Below are 21629 nucleotides of genomic sequence, written 5' to 3'. Positions count from 1 at the left end.
AAAACATTCAAATTCAATCATTTTCACCCAAAAGTAAGCTTTTTGTTGCACCGGGCAAACGGCAAGCAAAAAACACAGCAATCCTGACAAGATCCTGTGTTTTTGCTCGTTCGTATGATCTATTTCGACTGTAATGCTTCTATTTTTTCGGCCAGTTCTGCCCAGCGATTAAGAGCGGCCTCCAACTCACTGTCCAGCATTTCTTTTTCTTTTAGCAAATCAGCAATTCGCCCATAATCACTGCCTGCGTCGGCAATCGCCTGCTCAAGGATCTGCTGTCTTTCTTCAAGCGCTGCTATATGGCCATCAATTTGCTCCCATTCGCGTTGCTCATTATATGATAACTTTTTTTGTTCTTTTTTCGGCTGTGGCGTTGGCACTTGTTCGTGCTGTGGCTGTTTATCAGTGATGTCGTTTCTGCCCGTCATATAATCACTGTAATCGCCGTCATAGCGCAACAAGCGATTGCCTTCGAAAATCAGCATTCGGTCAACAACACGGTCAAGGAAATAGCGATCATGGCTAACCACAACAACCGCGCCAGGGAATGTGTCTAAATAGTCTTCTAGTACAGCAAGTGTTTCGACATCTAGGTCATTTGTTGGTTCGTCGAGGAACAACACATTCGGTTCGCCCATTAGCACGCGCAGCAAATACAAACGTCTTTTTTCACCGCCTGACAAACGGCGAATATAGGTCCATTGTTGCGACCGTGGAAACAGAAAACGTTCAAGCATTTGCTCGGCATAAATAGCATCCCCTTTTGTGGTGTAAACCACTTCAGCAACTTCCTTAATGTATTCAACCACGCGCAAATCGCCGTCAAGCTCTGCATCTTCTTGGCGGTAATAGCCGATCCGCACTGTTTCGCCCACATCAACCGTCCCGCTGTCGGGAACAGTCCTCCCTGCCATCATATTCAGCAACGTTGTTTTTCCGCTGCCATTTTCGCCAATAATGCCAAGCCGTTCATTTTTCCCCATTAAGAAAGACAAGTCGGAAAAAAGCATCTTTCCTTGGTACGATTTGCTAACTTGGCGAAGCTCAATCACTTGTTTGCCAAGACGTTTATGGCCAATTGGCATATCCAGCTGCCTATTGGCATTTGGGCCAGTTTGGGCATTCAGTGCTTCTACCCGTTGAATCCGTGCCTTTTGCTTCGTCGTTCTCGCCTTCGCTCCTCGCTTTAGCCAGGCAAGCTCCCGCCTAAGCAAATTTTTGCGCTTATCCTCCGCTTGCTCTGCTTGCGCTTTGCGTTCCGCTTTTTCTTCTAAATAGGTCTCAAAGTTGCCAACATACCGGTATAGCGCTCCCTCTGATAACTCAAAAATGGTATTGGCGACGCGGTTTAAAAAGTAGCGGTCGTGAGTGATCACGATCAATGCACCAGGATATTGTTTTAAATGTTCTTCCAACCATTCAACCGTTGCATGGTCAAGATGGTTCGTCGGCTCGTCGAGTAATAGCAAATCAGCTGGCTGAATGAGTGCCCGCGCCAAGGCAACACGTTTTTTCTGGCCACCTGACAACGTGCCAAGCTTCGCCGAAAGGGCCGAAACCCCAAGTTTGCTAAGAATGGTTTTCGCCTGTGTAGCCGCTTCCCAAGCGCCAACGCGGTCCATTTCCTCTTGCCATTTCAGAAGCTCAGTTTGGCTCTTGTTATCGTGTGGGTGTGCCTCTAAGTTTTGAAGCGCCTTTTCATAGCTCGCTACCGTTCGCATCAACGTCGATTCGCTCTTGTAAATATAGCGAATGGCTGTTTCATTTTCTGGCATGTCGAGCTGTTGCGGCAAGTATTCTAGCGTAAAATCATTGGCATGAAACAAAGCGCCCCCATCAAACCCTTCGACTCCGGCGAGCCCTTTTAACAACGTCGATTTGCCTGTGCCATTAACGCCAAGCAAGCCAATTCTGTCGCCTTTTTCTAAACTAAAGTGAATCGATTCAAAACAAATCTTGTCGCCAAAAGACTTTGTTAGCCCTTCTGCTCGAAGTAAACTCATGTGCATCTTCCTTTAATGTTCTTCTATTATCCCTTTCCTACAATAGGGTGGCTTTTCTTGGAAGTAATTCGGCGAAACGATGCGATTATCAAACGACTGGTGAAAAATATCCGTCTGCGCTGGGGACATCGGCGGGATTAGCCACGTCCAGTCGCCTGTCACGCCGCGCCCTGCTTCTGTTTCATTGCCAATAAAACGTTGAAACTGTTTTGCGGCAGTATGGTGATCGACTATGCTTACGCCTTGTTCCTGATACGAATAGAGAACAGCACGGTTTAATTCAACAAGCGCTTGATCGCGCCATAGGGATGCTTCACGCTCCATGCTGATTCCGAGCACGGCAGCCACTTCTGGCAAGCGGTTATAGCGGAAATCATCGGCTAAATTGCGGGCGCCGATTTCCGTGCCCATATACCAACCGTTAAACGGCGCTGCGTAATAAGAAATGCCGCCAATTTCTAGGCGCATATTTGATATAAACGGCACTGCGTACCATTTAAGGTTCAGCCTTGCAAATGCTTCGTTATCAGGATGGACAAGGGCCACTTCTTTAATCAGATGCTCGGGGATAGGGAATAGCTGAGGGGGACGTGCACCCACCGATATGACAAGGGGTAGCACATCAAAATCGCCCCCTGCACCAACCCAGCCAAGCTGCTTGCAAATGTCCGTTAATTCAAGGGAAGCAGGATCGCCAATAATGCGGCCATCACCGCGATAGCCTGCATAACGGACAAGTTGCGCATTCCAAATGCGGATTGAAGCCCCTTGTTTAAACACCGTAATCGTCGGAATAATTTTCCCGCCGTTTGTCGCATATTCAATATGCCTAAAAAGCGCTTGTGCGACCGCTTCTTCTGTACGTGCTTCCCGTTCATCAATAACGGTAAGCCGTTCCCAAAATAAGCGGCCAATGCAACGATTGCTGTTGCGCCAAGCGAGCCTCGCCCCAAATGCAAGCTCCTCAGCCGTATGCTCGTATGTGCCGTCTGTACGGATCGCTTCGCAAACGTCGCGAATCCGCGCTTCTTTGCCGTCTAAGCAACGCTCCTCGTAAAAAAGGGAAAGAAACTCAACAGCCTCATCTTCCAAACGATTTGCCATATTGCCATCCTCCTAAAAAAACTGTGCAGCGTCCTATGCTGCACAGCCTTTTCTATGCATCGGCCTTCAGTTCTTCGATGACATCTGCTTCAATCGTTTCCGGTTTTGTAGCAGGCGCATAACGCTTAATGACTTCGCCTTTTCGGTTGACGAGAAATTTCGTGAAGTTCCATTTAATCTCTTCGCTCAACATTCCCTTTTTGGCCGCTTTCAAATAATTGAACAACGGGTTGGCATGTTTGCCTTTCACATCTGTTTTTGCAAACAGTGGGAACGTAACGCCGAAATTGATTTTACACACCTGTTCCATGTCTTCATCGGCAACCGGCTCCTGGTTTAAAAATTGGTTGCTTGGAAAGCCGAGCACATAAAAGCCTTTTTCCTTATAGTCATTGTACAGCTTTTCAAGCCCTGCAAACTGTGAAGCAAAGCCGCATTTAGTTGCGGTATTGACAATGAGCAAAACATTGCCTTTGTAAGCTGATAATGAAACGTCTTGGCCGTTACTCGTTTTAACCGAAAAATCGTACACAGACAAACGGGTTCGCTCCTTTCACTTTAAGTATACTGCGGTTTGGCACCAATTAAAACCGATTTGTTTCACCGGTCGAGCAGCAGCTAAATCGTCCCCACTATGAAAACTGCCATCGATTTAAGGGTTGCGTCTGGCAAAATCAACAAATCGGAAGCGGTCCGCACGATGGCGTGACTCTGTGTACTGGAAAGGCACAGCATTGTCTAAATACGTATAGCTTCTGACAACAACTACACGGCCACTTTCATCGAGGTCAAGCATGGCCTGGTCTTCCTCAGTCGCCGCTTCAACGACAATTTCCTTTTTGGCAAAGCTGATAGCAAGGCCTAGTTGCTTCTCAATGTAGGCATAAATGCTGCCCGCACAAATGTCTTTCGTTAAACCAGGGACAAGACTGGAAACAAACGTGTCCTTATCCAATATAATTCGTTCCCCATCAATTAAGCGGATTCGCTCCACTTGCCAAACTTGCTCACCTGTTTCAATTTCCAACTTTTTTGCGATTGTTTTATCTGCTTTAACAGCTGTAAAGCAGACGACATCCGTCTTAGCTTGCAAACCAAGCTTTTCATTTAGTTCTTGGAAGCTTGCAACCCCTGAAACCGGGAAATCGAGGCGTGCGACATCAAGCACAACAGAACCTCTGCCTTGTATCTTTTGAATATACCCGTGTTCTGATAACATTTTCAGTGCTTTGCGAATCGTTTCCCTCGATGCTTGGAACATCTCTGTCAGTTCGTTTTCAGAAGGCAACGTTTCGCCAGGAGCATAAACACCGCTATTGATTGCTTGTATGAGCGCTTGATAAATCGATTGAAACTTGTTTTTCACGTGCTTCTCTTACTCCTTCAACTGGAATGCTACCGTTTCATAAGGCTTGAGCGAAAATGTTTTTTCCAGTTTTCGTTTTTGGTTGTAGTTGCTTATTAACTGTGTCGCTTTTAATGATACCAGATCTTCTGGGCATTCAAAATCGCAATTTACAGGGTAAAAATTTGAAACGACAAGGAGTTTTTCCGTACCATCCGTGCGCACGTATGCAAATACATGGTCATGTTCAGGCACGAGCAAGCGGTAATCACCTGTTGTCACAATTGGCAGCTTTTTCCGCAGCGCAATGAGCTTTTGATAGAAATAAAAAATCGAATTCGGGTCACTGAGCGCTTTTTTGGCATTGATCTCCTTGTAATTGCTGCTCACCTTTATCCATGGCGTGCCCGTTGTAAATCCAGCTTGCTCGCTTGAATCCCATTGGACCGGCGTCCGAGAGTTGTCCCGGGATTTCTGTTTAAGGATCGCGAGAATATGTTCTTCAGGCACACCCTCTTCTTTTAAGCGAGCGTACACATTCAATGACTCTACGTCGCGGTAATCGTCGATGCTTGTGAAATTCGGGTTTGTCATGCCGAACTCTTCACCCTGATACACATAGGGCGTCCCTTGCATGAAATGGATGGTCGCAGCCAACATCTTCGCTGATTGGTTATGGTATTCGTCCTCATCGCCATAACGGCTAACAACCCGCGGCTGGTCGTGGTTGCACCAAAACAACGCATTCCATCCCCCGCCTTCATGCATACGGACTTGCCATTCCGATAAAATCTGTTTTAGCGCTTTAAAATCAAAATCAGCGACAGCCCATTTTTCTCCATTTGGATAATCCACTTTTAAATGGTGGAAATTAAACGTCATTGATAGTTCACGCTGTTTTGGATTGGAATAGCGTATACAGTCTTCAATCGTCGTTGAAGACATTTCGCCAACGGTTAAGCTATCATACTTGGCTAATACTTCTCGGTTCATTTCCTGCAAGTATTCATGGACACGGGGGCCATCTGTGTAAAATTTGCGGCCGTCCCCTGGCGCAACTGAACCATCATCGTCAGGGAAGCGTTGGTCTTTCGATATTAAGTTAATGACATCAAGACGGAAGCCATCAATGCCTTTATTAAACCAAAAATGCATCATCTCGTAGACATGCTTGCGCAGTTGTTCATTTTCCCAGTTTAAGTCTGCTTGCGTGACATCAAACAAATGCAAGTAGTAATCATCCGTTGCTTCATTGTATTCCCACGCAGAACCGCCAAACTTCGATTGCCAATTTGTTGGTGCACCTCCTTCTTTGCCTTCTTTCCAAATATAAAAATCACGGTACTTCGCTTGTTTGCTTAGCTTCGCATTTTTAAACCATTGATGTTCAGTCGACGTATGGTTGACAACCAAGTCCATAATTAGCTTCATTCCCCGTTTATGGGTTTCATTAAGGAGTTCTTCAAAGTCGGCCATCGTCCCATAGTCTTCGTGGATCGCATAATAATCGGAAATGTCATAGCCATTGTCATTTTGCGGGGAAGCATAAATCGGCGTTAACCAAATGACGTCGATGCCTAGTTCTTTTAAATAGTCTAGCTTTTCAATGATCCCTTGCAAATCGCCAATGCCATTTCCAGTCGTATCGTTAAAGCTTTTAGGGTAAATTTGATAAACCGTACTTGTTCTCCACCATTCCATTTGTGTTTATCCACCTTTCTCTGTCTCTATTTACCACCAGTTTAGCACACTTGTATATACAAGTTCAAAAAAGGAACTGCTTAGCAGTTCCTTGAGAATGTCTTTAATGATCTTCTTGCAAACTTTTTGGCTGACGGAGCCTGCCGTATAACAACGTAATGAGGAATGGCAATACAATCACGATCGCCATGCCAATAAAGAATGGGATCCAGTCTGTTGGACGAATCGATACGAAGCCAGGCACGCCCCCTACGCCGATCGAATTGGCGATGACGTTTTGCATGGTAATAAACATACCGGCGATTCCCGCGCTTACAATTGCCGCATAAAACGGGAAGCGGAAGCGCAAGTTGACACCGAAAAGGGCTGGTTCTGTAATGCCGAGCCAAGCTGATAAACCTGATGTCCCCGCTAGCCCTTTTAAATTGGCATTTTTGACGAGAAAATACATCGCAAACGCAGCTGAACCTTGGGCAATATTAGACAGCGCCAAAATTGGCCACAAGAACGTGCCGTTGCCTGAACCAACGAGTTGCAAATCGACAGCAAGGAATGTATGGTGCATCCCCGTAATGACAAGGGGGCCATAAATAATTCCGTATAAGAAACCTGCAATCCAAGGCAGTGTCGCAAACAGCCAAATAAAACCATCGGCAATCCAATTCCCAATTGCAAATGTAAGCGGGCCTACTGCAATAAATGTAATAAAACTTGTGATGAGCAATGCTAACGGAGCAACCGTCAGTAAATGGAACGCGTCTGGTATCCGTTTGCGCAAGAATAGTTCCAACTTGGCTAAAATGATCGATGCCACAAATACAGGAAGCACTTGCCCTTGATAGCCAAGTTTATTGATTTCAAGACCAAATAAATTCCAAGTTGGGATTTCCCCCGCCTCACGGGCAGCGCCATAATCCCAGGCGTTTAACAAAGCAGGATGGACTAGGATTAGCCCCATCACAATTCCAAGCAATGGGTTGCCGCCAAAACGTTTGACTGCAGACCACCCAATCAGTGCTGGCAAAAACGTGAACGCTGTATTAGCGATAACGTGGATAATGTCAGCAAAATCAGCCCACTGTGGGTGAACGTCAATAATGGACGCCCCTGTGTAAAAAATGTCATTTCCCGTTAAAATGTTGTTGATGCCCATTAACAAACCGGCTGTGACAATTGCCGGCAAAATCGGGATAAAGACATCCGCTAGCACTTTAATTGCCCGTTGCAAAGGGCTCCCTTTTTTAGCGGCTTCCGCTTTCACCTCGTCTTTGCTTTGCTCCTCGCGCCCTGTGAGAGCCATCAATTCCTTATATACTTTATCTACAATGCCATTGCCAAGAATAATCTGGAATTGGCCGCTCGCAGTAAACGTTCCTTTTACTGCTTCAATTGCCTCTAAACCGCTTGTATCCACTTCGTTTTCATCGTTAAGCACAAGCCGAAGCCGTGTTACGCAATGCGTTGCCGAAGAAATATTTTCCTCGCCACCTATAGCGGCAAGAATCTGTTCCGCTGTTTCACGGTAGTTAATTGCCATCTGTTGCTCCTCCTCTGTCAGCGTTTTCAAAACGCTCATTTTCCATGTATCCTCGGAATTTGTATATACAAATATGGATGATAACGCTTCAATAATAACCTGTATATACAAATACGTCAATGGGTTCAACTTGGTCTTGAGCTAATTCCTCTCCCTATTTTGAGCAATAGTGCTTTATTTTACTTCTAAGAAGTTAAAAAAACAGATCCTATTCGGTTTTGCCTCAATATACATAGATTCCTATTCCATGGTACAATCGACTTTATGATAAGGAGGGACTTTGAAATGAATCATGATCCACACTTGCATCCATACCCATCAACTCGAATGCCTGTTTACGCAAAAAATGGGATGGTAGCGACATCGCAGCCTTTAGCAGCACAAGCAGGGCTAGAGATTTTGAAACAAGGCGGAAATGCGATTGATGCGGCGATTGCAACTGCTGCCTGTTTAACCGTTGTCGAGCCTTGTTCAAATGGAATCGGCGGAGACGCGTTTGCGATTGTATGGACGGAGGGCAAACTCCATGGCTTAAATGGGAGCGGTCCTGCCCCTGCCTCAATTAGCATCGACAATGTAAAACAAAAAGGGTTTGAGGAAATCCCTAAATATGGCATGATCCCTGTAACTGTGCCTGGTGCTCCTGCAAGCTGGGCAGCGTTGTCTGAACGTTTCGGCAAGTTGCCTTTGATTGATGTGTTACAGCCTGCCATTCGCCATGCCGAAGAAGGATTCGCCCTCTCCCCTACTGTTGCAAGACAATGGAAAGCAAGCTATGACAAATTTAAAGCGGAGAACAACACCGAAGAATTTCAAGCTTGGTTCGAGACATTCGTTCCAAACGGCCACTTGCCAAAGGCAGGAGAGATCTGGAAATCCCCGGACCATGCCGAGACATTGAGAAGCATTGGCGAAACCAAAGGGGCTTCCTTTTATAAAGGGGACCTGGCTGCAAAGATTGCTGCTTTTTTCGAGAAACATGGCGGCTTCCTATCGAAAGCCGATTTGGAAAATTTCCAGCCAGAGTGGGTCGACCCAATACATGTTAACTACCGTGGTTATGATGTGTGGGAAATTCCGCCAAACGGCCAAGGACTCGTAGCTCTTATGGCACTGAATATGCTCAACCAAGTTGATATTGGTGATAAAGAAGCGGTAGACACGTACCATATGCAAATTGAAGCAATCAAACTGGCGTTTAGCGATGGTCAAAAATATATTACAGATACAAACAATATGAGTGAAAAAATCGAAGACTTGTTGAGCGATACATACGCTAAAGAGCGGCTTCGCCTCATCTCAGATGAAGCACTGCTGCCAACTGCCGGGAAGCCTAAAGCAAGCGGAACGGTTTACTTAAGTACAGCCGACGCTGATGGAAACATGGTCTCATTTATCCAATCCAATTATATGGGCTTTGGGTCAGGGCTAGTTGTGCCTGGTACAGGGATTGCCATGCAAAACCGAGGGCATAATTTTTCGATGGATCCAAACCACGACAATTGCTTGGCCCCTAATAAACGGACCTATCATACGATTATCCCTGGCTTCCTCACAAAAGATGGGAAACCAATTGGCCCATTTGGCGTGATGGGGGGCTTTATGCAGCCGCAAGGACATGTCCAAGTCATCATGAATACAATTGACTTTCACCTGCATCCACAAGCAGCGCTTGATTCACCACGTTGGCAATGGGTCGAAGGCAAAAACATTCTTTTAGAGCCGACATTCCCTCGCCATATTGCTGAAGCATTGGCCCGTAAAGGCCATAACATTTCAATTGCCAATGACACGATGCCGTTCGGACGGGGCCAAATCATTTGGAAAGATGAAGAAAAAGGCACCTATGTAGGAGGAAGCGAGTCAAGAACAGACGGGGCGGTTGCGCCTTGGTAACGGATTAACAAAACGACTAGCCAGCTGACAAACGCACATGTTGTCGGCTGGCTTTTTCTATTTCTGGGGCCCCGTTACTTTGTTCGTTTTTTGTTGTCTCCCTATTATCCCAATACAAAGAAGCTCGTCATTGCTCTACACTTGAAAGTAAGCAGGTTGCTGCAAATAAATGGGGAGGCGATCATATGAAACAAGTAGGAATGGGGCTCTGCTTCACACTCGGGCTGCTTGCCTTCGGGACAGAGGACACATTTGCACAAGAAGAACTCTCGCCAAAACGGGAAATGCGTGCAGTTTGGATCGCCAGCGTTAACAACATTGATTGGCCGTCGCGTGCTGGCTTATCGGCAGAGCAGCAGCAAACGGAATTTGTATCTATGCTGGATGAAACAAAAGAAATGGGGATGAATGCAGTCGTTGTCCAAGTAAAACCGACAGCAGACAGTTTTTATCCATCAGAGTACGGGCCGTGGTCTGAATATTTGACAGGGCAACAAGGCCAAGACCCCGGTTACGATCCCCTCGCCTTCATGGTTGAAGAAGCCCATAAACGCAACTTAGAATTCCACGCATGGGTGAACCCGTACCGGATTACGATGAACCATACAGACATCAACCGTTTAGCCGAAGGCCACCCTGCCAAAGAACATCAAGATTGGGTCGTCGCCTATGGAAACCAACTTTATTTTGATCCAGGTTTGCCGGAAGTACGACAATTTCTCGTAGACGCTGTCCGTGAAATCGTCCAGAATTACGACATCGATGCGATTCATATGGATGATTACTTTTATCCTTACCCGATCGCTGGCCAAGACTTCCCAGATGATGACTCCTTTGCGGAACATGGTAGCGACTTTACAGACAGGGGAGATTGGCGGCGCCACAATGTGAATACGCTTGTTGCCTCCCTCCAGCAAGCAATCAAAGACGAAAAACCTTATGTGAAATTTGGCATTAGCCCATTCGGAGTCTGGCGCAACAGCAGCACCGACCCAACTGGCTCTCATACACGAGCCGGCGTAGAAAACTATGATGACCTTTACGCCGACACCCGCCACTGGATCCAGAACCGCTCCGTCGATTATATTACTCCGCAAATTTATTGGAACATTGGGTTTGAGGCGGCGGCGTTTGATATTCTTACAGATTGGTGGATTTCAGAAACAACTGGTTCCCATACTCATTTTTACGTCGGGCAAGCCGCATACAAAGTAGGTGTCAATAATGTACCGGCATGGCATGACCCTGAGGAATACCCAAGGCAAATTGCTTACATGCGTGAGCGCCCAGACGTAAAAGGCAGCATCCACTTTAGCTTAAAAGACTTGCGTGCCAACCGTCTCGGCGTTAAAGACCGGCTTACAAAAACAGAATACCAGCGTCCGGCGCTAATTCCAGAAATGCCATGGCTGGCTGGGACTGTACCGAAAAAACCGACAAACGTCGATTTAGTGAAACAAAAGAATGGAACGGTGCTCACCATCGCTGATCCTAAAAATGAGCATGCGGCTTATTACGCCATTTACCGATTTGACGGCCAAAAAACCGGTTCTTTGGAAAGCAATGAAAACTTAATCGCCACTGTCCGCAAAGATGGACAGGAAACAACGTTTATTGATCACGAAGCAGCGGCAAATCAAACGTACACATACGTCATCACTGCATTGGACCGCCTTCATAATGAAAGCAAAAACGGCAAGAAAGCCAAGCAAAATTAGAGGTTTCTTCCCCCCCTCGCTTAAAAAAAGGGGGGGGTTCCTTATTTAAATATCCAGCTTTCTCCTGGACGCATGAGTGCGTTTAAATTCAGCTTTTTGCAAATGGTCACGTAATGCAACGAGGTAAGGAGCACAGCACCCATATTCATTCCTAATATGATGCCGTCCATTTTCAAGCTTGGCATCGAGCCGAGGGCAATCATGAGGCAAAACGAAACGGTTGTTGCGTATAACGAATGCAAGAACGCGTCTTTGACTAAGCCAATGCCAATTAAATAGGCTTGCAGCGGCGTTGAAAAATAATGGAATAAGAAATAAGGGATCAATACTTGCAAGTAGCCTGCCGCTGGAGAAGGTCCAAAAAAAGCGGTTGTAATCGGTTCTGCAAAGAAAAAGAAGGCGAGCACGACTGGCGCGCCATACACCACTGTGACAAGCAAGGACAGCCGCAAGTAATGATGGAGCACATCGTAATGGCGTTTTGCATAAGCATCCGATACAATTGGAATGAGCACAACTAACAAGGCATGGGCAATAAAAGCTGGAAAAAAGCCAATTGTAAAGGCAATGCCAGACAATTTCCCATAGTGGACCATGGCCACGCTTTCGATCATCCCTGCATTGGACAAAGCTTTCGTAATCAAAAAAGGTTTAATCGCAAATGTAGCGGAGTGAAAAATGCGCAAACCCGTTGTTGGCAATGACACTTGCAACAGTTTTTGATAAACCTCTTTTTTGGGCCCTTTTTTCTGGACATGTGCTTTTTTCGTCTCTCGTATTTTCCCTATAAATACAATAACCAAATAAATTAATACAAACAGTTCGCTTAATTTTAATGCTAGCAACGCCATAAAAATAGCGATGTGGCTTTCAAAGGAAAACAATTTAAACACAACGAGCAAACCAGCTAATTGCGTCGACCGTTTCAATAAATTGGCCACAGCAATTTTCCCTGTCTCCTGGGCGCCCATCAAATACCCTCTTGCCACTGACGAAAACGTAATGATTGGCACGAGCAGCACGAGCATCCATCTAACGCCTGCATGATAAGAGTGGAGCACACTTAGATGGGGAAATACAATCAAGGCACCAATCATGACAGCAAGGGCACAAACGAACGCGAGTTGCAGCGCTTTGCCGAGTACATGCCAATGGTAGACAGGTTCTTTCTCGGCAATTAACTTAGATACAGAAACGGGCAATTCAATGCTTGCCAGGACGACAACAAATAGCATTGTTGGCAAAATCGCCATGTACAAACCGAACGCTTCATCGCCGAGCTCTCTTGCCAATACAACGTTGATCATAAACTCCAAACATTCCCCTACAAACGCCGCGGCGCTCAGCACGAGAACCCCTCGAAAAAACGTATTCACCGTTCATCTCTCCTTTTTCTCTCTATACAGGCTATGAGACAAGATATTAAAATATGGGTATGTTTTTGAAAGCATAAAAAAGGCCTGCGCTCAGGTGAGTGCAGGCCTCTTTTCGTTATCAATCATCCCATGTGCTGGCATTTTTTAAACCGGGAATGTTTTTGCTTTTAAAAACAGGATTTTTTCCTTGTTGACGCTGGCTCTGGTAATCCGAAATAACCGCAAAGGAAATCCCGCCGATTAATAGAATCGCCATTAAGTTCACCACGGTCGTAAAGGCCATAAACACATCAGCTAAAGACCAAACGAGTTCAATCGCAGCAAGGGAACCGAAAACAACCATAGCGACGACGAGCAAACGGTAAACTTGGAGCCAAATGGTCCCCTCTTTAATAAATGCTAAATTGGTTTCGCCGTAGTAGTAGTTGCCGACGAGCGAAGTGAACGAAAAAAAGAAAATCGCAATCGCAATAAACGGGACAGCCCAACCGCCGATGAGCTCGCTCAAGGACGCTTGTGTTAAGGCGACGCCGTCTACCCCTTCTCCAGCGGTTTGGTAAACATTCGTAAGCAAAATAACAAAAGCAGTCGCAGAACAAATGATAATCGTATCAAAAAACACACCTAAAGATTGCACAAGCCCTTGCTTGACTGGATGGGATACATCGGCTGTCGCGGCGGCGTTCGGGACACTTCCCATTCCAGCTTCATTGGAAAACAAGCCTCGTTGCGCCCCGACAAGGAGCCCGGCAAAAATGCCGACTGTTGCCTCTTTAAACCCAAAGGCAGAACCGATAATAAGAGCAAATACTTGCGGAATTTGTTGATAATTGCTGATCACCACAAAAAAGACAACACCGACATAGGCCACTGCCATAATCGGCACAACAATTCCTGAAAAGACAGAAATCGACCGAATGCCGCCAAAGATAATAACCCCTACTGCTAGAGCAATGACGATGCCGACAGTTAGTCGGTTTAGCCCAAATGCTTCATCCATAGCAACAGCAATCGTATTCGCTTGTAGTGAATTAAAGATAAACCCAAATGTGACCGCAATCAATAAGGCAAATACGATGCCAAGCCAGCGTTTGCCAAGGGCCTTTTCAATATAATAAGCAGGGCCGCCTCGGAACTGGCCGTCGCGCCTTTCTTTGTACACTTGGGCAAGCATGCTTTCTACAAAGCCAGTAGCCATGCCGATGGTCGCAATCACCCACATCCAAAAAATCGCGCCAGGGCCTCCTGTTGTAATCGCAATCGCCACCCCTGAGATGTTGGCTGCGCCTACTCGCGAAGCGGCGCTAATACAAAACGCTTGAAAAGCAGAGACTTCTCCCTTCTTCGCCTTTTTCTCGGTGACAGCTCGAAACATTTCAGGAAACATCCGGATTTGCACAAAGTTTGACCGGAACGTTAAGTACAGGCCAACGGCAACTAAAGAAAACACGAGAAAATAGGAAGTAATCCCGTTCATGCTATCTACGATTTGTTGAACAACTTCCATAATAGCTCCACCTTTGCTTCTCCCAAAAATATGGTTTTTTCCTTAAGCATCATATCACATTTTTTGCTATTTAAAAGAAAACGCCCTATTTAGACTTTTTTCGAATTGTCCAAAAGGGCCTTTTCTTCAAAGCCATAATTCTTGATGGGAAGCAGTCACTGCCTGAGCACCCGCTTTAATGGCTTGCTTTGCATCTTCCATCGTCTCAATTAAGCCGCCGGCAATGACCGGTATCCCCGTTTTCCTATGGACACGGCCAATGTAGTCGGGCAAAATGCCAGGCAAAAGTTCGATCACATCAGGTTTTACTGTTTCAGCCAGGTGATAGCTCGTTTCAAGCGCAAGCGTGTCGAGCAAAAAGACACGTTGAATCGCAAGAATGCCATTCTTTTTTGCAATTCGAAGCATATCGCCCCGTGTTGATATTAATCCGGCTGGACGAATCACTTGGCAAAGAAATTCAGCAGCAGCCTTATCGCTTTTTAAACCTTGGATTAAATCAGCATGGAGAATCGGTTTTTTATTTTCCTCGCGCGCTCTTTTTTTTACTGATGCTAGTTTAGACAAGTGCAAATCCAAGACAACGAAATATTCATGGCTGCTGTTCATAATGACCTCGAAATCTTTCATTGTCTTGATTGCTGGTAAAATCGTTTGGCCGCCAAACATCGCTTAACCGATATCCTCAAGCGTGTGTATCCGCCATTGTTCTGCCAACTCAGCCTCGTAAATGGCCCGCTGTTTGTCGCTCCACTTCAAAACAGAAGCCATAGCCTCCACGATTTTGTCTTTATAAGCGTTGGCTTTGTCAATATCAAAGAGCATATAGGAAGAGCGGCGTAATAAGAAATCGACAGGCGTGAGTGCCATTTCATAGGCCATCGCGTAACGGAGCGACGCCCATACTGCTTTTGGAAGCCCATATTTCTCTGCTTCCCCATCATTTAGAAACGCAAACACGTGCGTCACATTTGAACCGTAACGTGTGACGAGTTCAGCTGCTTCAGCCTCTTCTAAGCCAATGGTTTTTCCAGCTTCAATATGGGCAGCATTAAACATGTCGAGCTGGTCCGATCCACCTACTTCTCCACCTGATAAAACCAGTTTTTTTGTCTGGCACGGTTTATAGACCGCACCTGTTTCTTGTTCAAGCTCTTTGGCGACGATCGAGACAATATTGTCGGCCATCTTTCGGTAACCAGTCAATTTGCCGCCTGCTATCGTCATAAGCCCGCTGTCTGAGTGAAAAATTTCGTCTTTGCGTGAAATATCGGATGGGCTTTTGCCTTCTTCATGAATAAGGGGCCGCAATCCTGACCAGCTTGACTCAATATCGGCAGTTGTGAGCTGATATCCTGGGAATAAGGCATTTGTTGCCTTCATAATATAGTCGACATCTTCCTTCGTCACACCAGGTTCCCGCTTATCGCCTTTATAATTTGTATCAGTTGTGCCTACATACACTTTTTCACCGCGAGGGATCGCAAACATCATGCGGCCATCGCCAAAAGGCGTGTCAAAATAAAGCGCTTGGTTTAAAGGCAATCTTTTTTTGGATAATACCAAGTGGACGCCTTTCGTTAAATGGATCGTTTTTCCGGTCTTTGAGCGATCTTGCTCACGCAAATGGTCGACCCATGGCCCCGTTGCATTGACAACTTTTTTTGCCTGGATCGTGACAGCTTCGCCCGTCAGCAAATCACGGGCAATGACACCCGTAATTTTCCCTTTGTCATAAATAAATCCTTCCGCTTTTACATAGTTCGCTAATTTCGCGCCTTTTTCAGCTGCTGTTTTTGCAATTTCAATCGTTAAGCGGGCGTCGTCCGTGCGGTATTCGACATACATACCGGCGCCGCGAAGGCCGTCTTTTGCCAAAATCGGCTCTTTTTTTAATGCATCTTTCGCCTTCATCATCGTGCGCCGCTCTGCTTTCTTGACGCCTGCAAGTCGATCGTAGACAGCAAGCCCGATTGACGTTGTTAACGCATTAAACGTACCGCCTTTGTAAAACGGCAACATCATTCGCACGGGCTCTGTAACATGGGGTGCATTTTCATAGACGATCGCCCGCTCAGTGCCAACTTCAGCAACTAATTTAACTTCAAATTGCTTTAAATAACGAAGGCCACCATGGATCAACTTTGTCGACCGGCTTGACGTTCCCGCCGCAAAATCTTGCATTTCAATCAAGCCGACATCGATTCCTCGTGTTGCCGCATCCAAAGCGGCCCCTACGCCAGTAATGCCACCACCAATAATTAACAGATCTAACTGTTTGCCTTCCATGCTTGCAATTGCTTTTTCTCTTGTCTTTGCTGAAAACGCCATCTCGATTCCTCCAATATTTGAACGGAAAAAGGGACCACAACAAACAAAACAGGCCTTTTGGCGCCTATTGAATGCTGTGATCCCTCAATTCCTCAGATCCGTTCATTAACTTACATTCATTATAGCGCACTTAAGCTGCTGCGTAAACATTTAGCTATTTTCCACTCAGTGTTCCCTGCTAACGCGTCTTTGAAACCATAGAAAAAAGCAAACGCACAGGCCCCCTGAAGGAAATAACACCTGTGCGTTTTAGCTAAATGGAAAACCATATTATTTATTTTGTCGGCTTAAAAGCCATTGTTGCCTCAATCGCTGTTTTCCAGCCACCATAAAGCGTTTCCCGCTCTGTTTTTTCCATCTCCGGTTCAAACGAACGGTCGATTTTCCATTTGTCGGCAATTTCCTGTTTGTCTTTCCAAACCCCGACAGCCAAGCCAGCCAAATAGGCTGCGCCAAGTGCAGTTGTCTCATTAATGGTTGGGCGTTCAACAGGGGCATCAAGCAAATCGCTTTGAAACTGCATCAAAAAGTCGTTCTTCACCACACCGCCATCGGCACGAAGTTTTTTCGACTCTAAGCCAGAATCCGATTCCATTGCCTCCATCACGTCTTTTGTTTGGTACGCTAGTGCTTCTAATGTAGCGCGAACAATGTGTTCTCTCGTTGTTCCTCTTGTCAATCCATACATGGCACCACGTGCATCGCTGTCCCAATAAGGCGTTCCTAATCCAACAAATGCAGGAACAACATAGACACCTTCCGATGATTCAATCCGCTTTGCATATGCTTCGCTGTCCTTAGCACTTTCTAGCAGCTTGATGCCGTCACGGAGCCATTGGATCGCAGAGCCAGCAACAAAAATGCTTCCTTCTAATGCATACTCTACTTTGCCATCAAGCCCCCAGGCAATCGTTGTGAGCAAGCCATTCTCTGACGTAACGGCTTCATTGCCTGTGTTCATTAAAATAAAGCAACCTGTTCCATATGTGTTTTTAACCATGCCTTTTTCAAAACAAGCTTGTCCAAATAAAGCCGCACTTTGGTCACCCGCGACACCTGCAATCGGTATCTGCTCCCCAAAGAAATGGTATTCCACCGTATTGGCATATACTTCTGACGATGACTTCACTTCAGGGAGCATCGCCTTAGGAATATCCAAAATCCGAAGCAGCTCTTCGTCCCACTGCAAATCATGAATGTTATACATAAGCGTCCGTGCCGCATTTGAATAGTCGGTTACGTGCGCTTTCCCGCCGCTCAATTTCCAAATCAGCCATGAATCAATTGTGCCAAAGAGCAATTCGCCGTTTTCAGCCCGCTCCCGGGCGCCTTCCACATGGTCCAAAATCCATTTTACTTTTGTCCCTGAAAAATAAGGGTCAATCAGCAAGCCCGTTTTGCTGCGAAACGTTTCATTGTGTCCTGCATCACGCAATGTTTTGCAAATGTCTTCTGTTTGCCGCGACTGCCATACGAGCGCATGGTAAACCGGCTTGCCTGTTTCTTTGTCCCATACAACCGTGGTTTCCCGCTGATTCGTAATGCCTATCGCTTTAATTTGCCGCGGTTCCACATCTGTTTCTGTAAACAGGCCGGAAATGACAGAGAGCGTCGAATTCCAAATTTCATTTGCATTGTGTTCCACCCAGCCTGGGTGGGGAAAATACTGTTTAAATTCCTTTTGTACTGTATGGACGATTTCTCCTTCGAGGTTAAATAAAATCGACCGTGTGCTCGTCGTTCCCTGGTCAATTGCCAAAATATATGTTTTCTCCATCCGTTATCTTCGGCCCTCCTTGATTTTTTCGGTTGCATATTCCTTTTATCTTATTTACCTGCCTTTTGTCTTCTTAAAACAAGGCTAGCCTTATTTCTGAATCTCGCTTACAAGAAGCTACAAAGCCTTGTCGTAAAGAGGGAGCATAATATGAACACATGTGCCCTTTTTTGGTTTGCTTGCATAAGAAACGTGGCCGCCCATCATTTCAATCATGCGGATGGAGACCATTGTTCCGATGCCCGTACCACTGTCTTTTGTCGTAAAATAAGCAGTGCCAATTTGTTTTAATTGCTCTTTTGTCATGCCAACCCCTGTATCCTCAATGGTTAACAACAGTTTCTTTTTAGCTGTTTTATCCAATTTAATTAACACGGCTCCATTTGGAGGCGTTGCTTCGATGCCGTTCTTAATAAAATTGAGAAGCGCTTGTTTAAGCTTATTTTGGTCGGCCCATACCCAAAGCGTTTCTTCGCTGCTTTCGACAGACAACTGGACATGCCCTTTTGCAGCATAGGGCCTTAGCAGTGAGACAACAGAATGAACCGTTTCTCCTACTGAAAAAACACGTTGTTGGTCCATTTTAGGTTTTGCTGCACTTAAATATTCATTAATGATCGCTTCCGCCCGGTTCAATTCGCCGACAATTAATGCGTGGTATTGATTTTTCTTTTCGCCTTCGGCCATCAGCTGGACAAACCCTTTCACAACGGTTAGCGGATTTCTGACTTCGTGGGCAATCGTTGCCGCAAGTTCATTTAAGCTGTTGTACTTTTCGGCACGTAGCGATTCGGCAATGACACGGTCTCTCTCGAGCAATGTCTCATATAGATAAGTAATTAAAAACATCGCACCAACGCCAAAAATCGCATAATAAACGGCCACTCCCCACATCGCAGGCAAGTAGCTATCTCTGAATAGCCATTGCATAATGATCAGTGATAAAGTTACTTGGATCAGCACTGGCCATAATGACACGAGGCTGACAAACTTGAGCCTTGGCCATTTGCTTGGCAACTGGTAAAACCTGTTCGTAAAAATCGAAAACAATAAGGCACTTAGCAAAAAATGCACGAGGGCAAAACAAGTAAGATCGCCGCCGACGATCAACCGAAAAACGGCTGAAACGGCGGTTACGCCCCAGCCCGCCCGTTTGCCACCATATAAAAACGCGAGCAAAATGGGAATATAGCGTAAATCCCAGAAAACGTCTCCTTGGCGGATGGAAAAGGACATGCATAAAATAACAGCGCCACTCATGAAATGGAACATCGTAAGCGAACGCTGGATTTTCCAGCCCCCTTCGGCTTTTAAGCTATAAATGATTAAGGGAACCATAATCACAAACACATTGATAAGAAGCTTTTCAATAACCATGCATCCCACGTTCCCCTCGCACCATTTCTCTGAACTCATTCGACACTTTTCGGGGCAATCCTGCTTCTTGCTAAAATTTACAGGATTGCATCCATTTGTTTTGTTTGTTGCATCTCGTAATAAAACCCTTTTGTCGCCATCAGTTCATGGTGGCTTCCTGCCTCCGTGACCTGTCCTCCCTGTAAAACAAGAATTTGGTCAGCGGCTTCAATCGTATTTAAGCGGTGGGCAATAACAAAGCTTGTGCGCCCATGCATCAACCGTTTTAACGCTTCTTGGATCTTCATTTCCGTCACCGTATCAATACTAGATGTCGCTTCATCCAAAATCAAAATCGACGGATTAGCAAGCAGCGCTCGGGCAATCGACAATAACTGTTTTTGCCCTTGGCTAATGCCGCTGCCATCTTGGAAAAGCATCGTCTCGTATCCATTTGGCAAGTGGGAAATAAACCCATGAGCATTTGCCAACTTAGCCGCTTCTTCCACTTCTTGATCCGATGCCTCGAGGCGACCGTAGCGGATGTTTTCACGAATGGTGCCTTGAAATAAAAATGGATCCTGAAGAACAACGCCCATTTGCGAGCGTACATCGTCTTTTTTCAAATGAGCAAGATTGTTTCCATCGATGAAAATCGCTCCCTCATTTACTGGGTAAAAACCTAACAGTAAGTTGAGGATTGTCGTCTTCCCTGCACCAGTAGGGCCGACAAAGGCAATCGTCTCCCCTGCTTTCGCAGTAAATGAAACATTTTTGAGCGTTTCTGTAGCGCCATAGGAGAAACAGACATTTTGAAACGCGACATTTCCGTCTATTTGCTTGACCGCGCTGGCGCCTGCTTGATCCGTTTCAGGCTCTTCATCGATTACCGCAAATACACGCTCCGCACCGGCTAGCGCTGATAAAACCGCATTAAATTGATTGGCAAGATCGTTTAGCGGCCGTGTAAACTGACGGGAATACTCGACAAACACGACAATCACACCAACCGTTACCCCAGCCATTCCATGAACAGCAAGAAACCCACCAATCCCAGCAATAACGGCAAAACTGAGATTGTTCAACACATTCATTAGTTTTGGGATAAAACCAGAATAGACTTGCGCCCAGAAACCAGCATGACGCAACGCGCCATTATATTCCTCAAACGCTTCAATAATCGTGTCTTCCCGTGAAAAAGTTTTTACGACTGATTGGCCAGCAATGGTTTCTTCTGAATAGCCGTTAAGCTGCCCTAAGCTTTTTTGCTGTTCTTTGAAAAACACTTTTGTTCGCTTTGTAATCCACCGCATTCCTACAACCATTAATGGCACAATGAATAAAGTGATCACTGTAAGCAAGGGCGACAAGTATAACATAACAGTTAGAATGCCAATAAAGGTGACGACACTTGAAATGATTTGCACAATGGACGAATTCAACGTCGCCGAAATATTTTCAATGTCGTTTGTCATACGGCTCATCAAATCTCCGTGCTTGTGTTTGTCAAAAAAACCGATTGGCAACTTTTGCAATTGGGCAAATAAATCTTTACGGATCGCAAACACAGTCGCCTGTGCGATTTTGACCATCATAAAGTTTTGCAAAAACGTTGAAATGCTTAAAGCGGCGTACGAACCAAGCAAAAAGAGCAATATGATCTCCAAACCGCCAAAATTAGTAGGAATGATATAGTCATCAATGACAACGCCGATTAAAAAAGGGCCGGCCAGCGTCAATACAGCGCTGGCAAAAACAAGCGCCATGACAAGAAAAAGTGCCCCTTTTTGCCTTGTCAAATAAGCAAAAATTCTTTTGGCCGCTCCTTTCCCATCCTTGGCTGTCTCTGGCCGTCCTCCAGCCCTGGCAGCGTGTGGATGCTGGGGCTGGCTGCTTGTTGCCTGAGACTGGCGGGACGCGCGCCAATTAATGGTTTTATACCGAAATGGCTCTGTTAATGCGGAACGAAGCCTCATCC

At 45.7% G+C, this 21629-nt stretch carries 15 protein-coding genes; 2 read left to right on the top strand and 13 right to left on the bottom strand.

From position 1 onward, the window contains the following. Positions 1-119 precede the first annotated feature (119 nt). From V5G21_RS15835 to treP, 6 genes are all read right to left on the bottom strand, one after another. Positions 120-2003 carry an ABC-F family ATP-binding cassette domain-containing protein gene (locus V5G21_RS15835; protein ID WP_035206025.1) on the bottom strand — a complete coding sequence of 628 codons (1884 nt, stop codon included), beginning with the start codon at positions 2001-2003 and terminating at the stop codon, positions 120-122. A 12-nt stretch (positions 2004-2015) separates the two neighbouring features. Beyond that, complete coding sequence (locus tag V5G21_RS15830; protein ID WP_035206026.1) at positions 2016-3107, bottom strand: nitric oxide synthase oxygenase; 1092 nt, start codon at positions 3105-3107, stop codon at positions 2016-2018. 52 nt (positions 3108-3159) lie between these two features. Further along, the gene (locus V5G21_RS15825) at positions 3160-3645 is read right to left on the bottom strand and encodes a glutathione peroxidase (protein ID WP_011246117.1); all 486 of its coding nucleotides are present in this window, start codon (positions 3643-3645) and stop codon (positions 3160-3162) included. A gap of 114 nt (positions 3646-3759) precedes the next feature. Then, entirely contained in the window at positions 3760-4473 is a 714-nt protein-coding gene (gene treR / locus V5G21_RS15820) for a trehalose operon repressor (protein WP_011246116.1), read from the bottom strand. 9 nt (positions 4474-4482) lie between these two features. Beyond that, positions 4483-6153: an alpha,alpha-phosphotrehalase gene (gene treC, locus V5G21_RS15815; protein ID WP_011246115.1), complete on the bottom strand. Its 1671-nt coding sequence runs from the start codon at positions 6151-6153 to the stop codon at positions 4483-4485. 103 nt (positions 6154-6256) lie between these two features. Continuing rightward, complete coding sequence (gene treP, locus V5G21_RS15810) at positions 6257-7690, bottom strand: PTS system trehalose-specific EIIBC component (RefSeq protein WP_063609414.1); 1434 nt, start codon at positions 7688-7690, stop codon at positions 6257-6259. A gap of 285 nt (positions 7691-7975) precedes the next feature. Here treP and V5G21_RS15805 point away from each other — a divergent pair, with 285 nt between their 5' ends. Both V5G21_RS15805 and V5G21_RS15800 read left to right on the top strand, forming a co-directional pair. Further along, positions 7976-9586, top strand: coding sequence for a gamma-glutamyltransferase family protein (locus V5G21_RS15805; protein WP_035206034.1), 1611 nt, complete (start codon positions 7976-7978; stop codon positions 9584-9586). 185 nt (positions 9587-9771) lie between these two features. Beyond that, positions 9772-11304, top strand: a complete 1533-nt coding sequence (locus tag V5G21_RS15800) for a glycoside hydrolase family 10 protein (protein WP_073304825.1) — start codon at positions 9772-9774, stop codon at positions 11302-11304. Between the two features lie 41 nt (positions 11305-11345). Here the strand turns inward: V5G21_RS15800 and V5G21_RS15795 are convergent, their stop codons facing one another. The 7 genes from V5G21_RS15795 to V5G21_RS15765 all read right to left on the bottom strand — a co-directional run bounded on the left by V5G21_RS15795 (position 11346) and on the right by V5G21_RS15765 (position 21627). Then, complete coding sequence (locus tag V5G21_RS15795) at positions 11346-12680, bottom strand: polysaccharide biosynthesis protein (protein WP_011246111.1); 1335 nt, start codon at positions 12678-12680, stop codon at positions 11346-11348. 118 nt (positions 12681-12798) lie between these two features. Further along, the gene (locus V5G21_RS15790; RefSeq protein WP_082111956.1) at positions 12799-14187 is read right to left on the bottom strand and encodes an alanine/glycine:cation symporter family protein; all 1389 of its coding nucleotides are present in this window, start codon (positions 14185-14187) and stop codon (positions 12799-12801) included. Positions 14188-14313: 126 nt separating this feature from the next. Then, on the bottom strand, positions 14314-14856 hold the full coding sequence (locus tag V5G21_RS15785; protein ID WP_011246109.1) for a glycerol-3-phosphate responsive antiterminator: 543 nt from the start codon (positions 14854-14856) through the stop codon (positions 14314-14316). A gap of 3 nt (positions 14857-14859) precedes the next feature. Further along, positions 14860-16518, bottom strand: a complete 1659-nt coding sequence (locus V5G21_RS15780; RefSeq protein ID WP_095255475.1) for a glycerol-3-phosphate dehydrogenase/oxidase — start codon at positions 16516-16518, stop codon at positions 14860-14862. Positions 16519-16792: 274 nt separating this feature from the next. Further along, positions 16793-18295 carry a glycerol kinase GlpK gene (gene glpK, locus V5G21_RS15775; protein WP_011246107.1) on the bottom strand — a complete coding sequence of 501 codons (1503 nt, stop codon included), beginning with the start codon at positions 18293-18295 and terminating at the stop codon, positions 16793-16795. A gap of 117 nt (positions 18296-18412) precedes the next feature. Then, the gene (locus tag V5G21_RS15770) at positions 18413-19672 is read right to left on the bottom strand and encodes an ATP-binding protein (protein ID WP_011246106.1); all 1260 of its coding nucleotides are present in this window, start codon (positions 19670-19672) and stop codon (positions 18413-18415) included. Between the two features lie 77 nt (positions 19673-19749). Further along, the gene (locus tag V5G21_RS15765) at positions 19750-21627 is read right to left on the bottom strand and encodes an ABC transporter ATP-binding protein (protein WP_338464929.1); all 1878 of its coding nucleotides are present in this window, start codon (positions 21625-21627) and stop codon (positions 19750-19752) included. Positions 21628-21629 lie beyond the last annotated feature (2 nt).

It is taken from the genome of Shouchella rhizosphaerae, assembly GCF_036700015.1.
Classification (GTDB): Bacteria; Bacillota; Bacilli; order Bacillales; family Bacillaceae_D; genus Shouchella; species Shouchella rhizosphaerae.
This window is presented reverse-complemented; position numbering and strand designations above follow the sequence as displayed.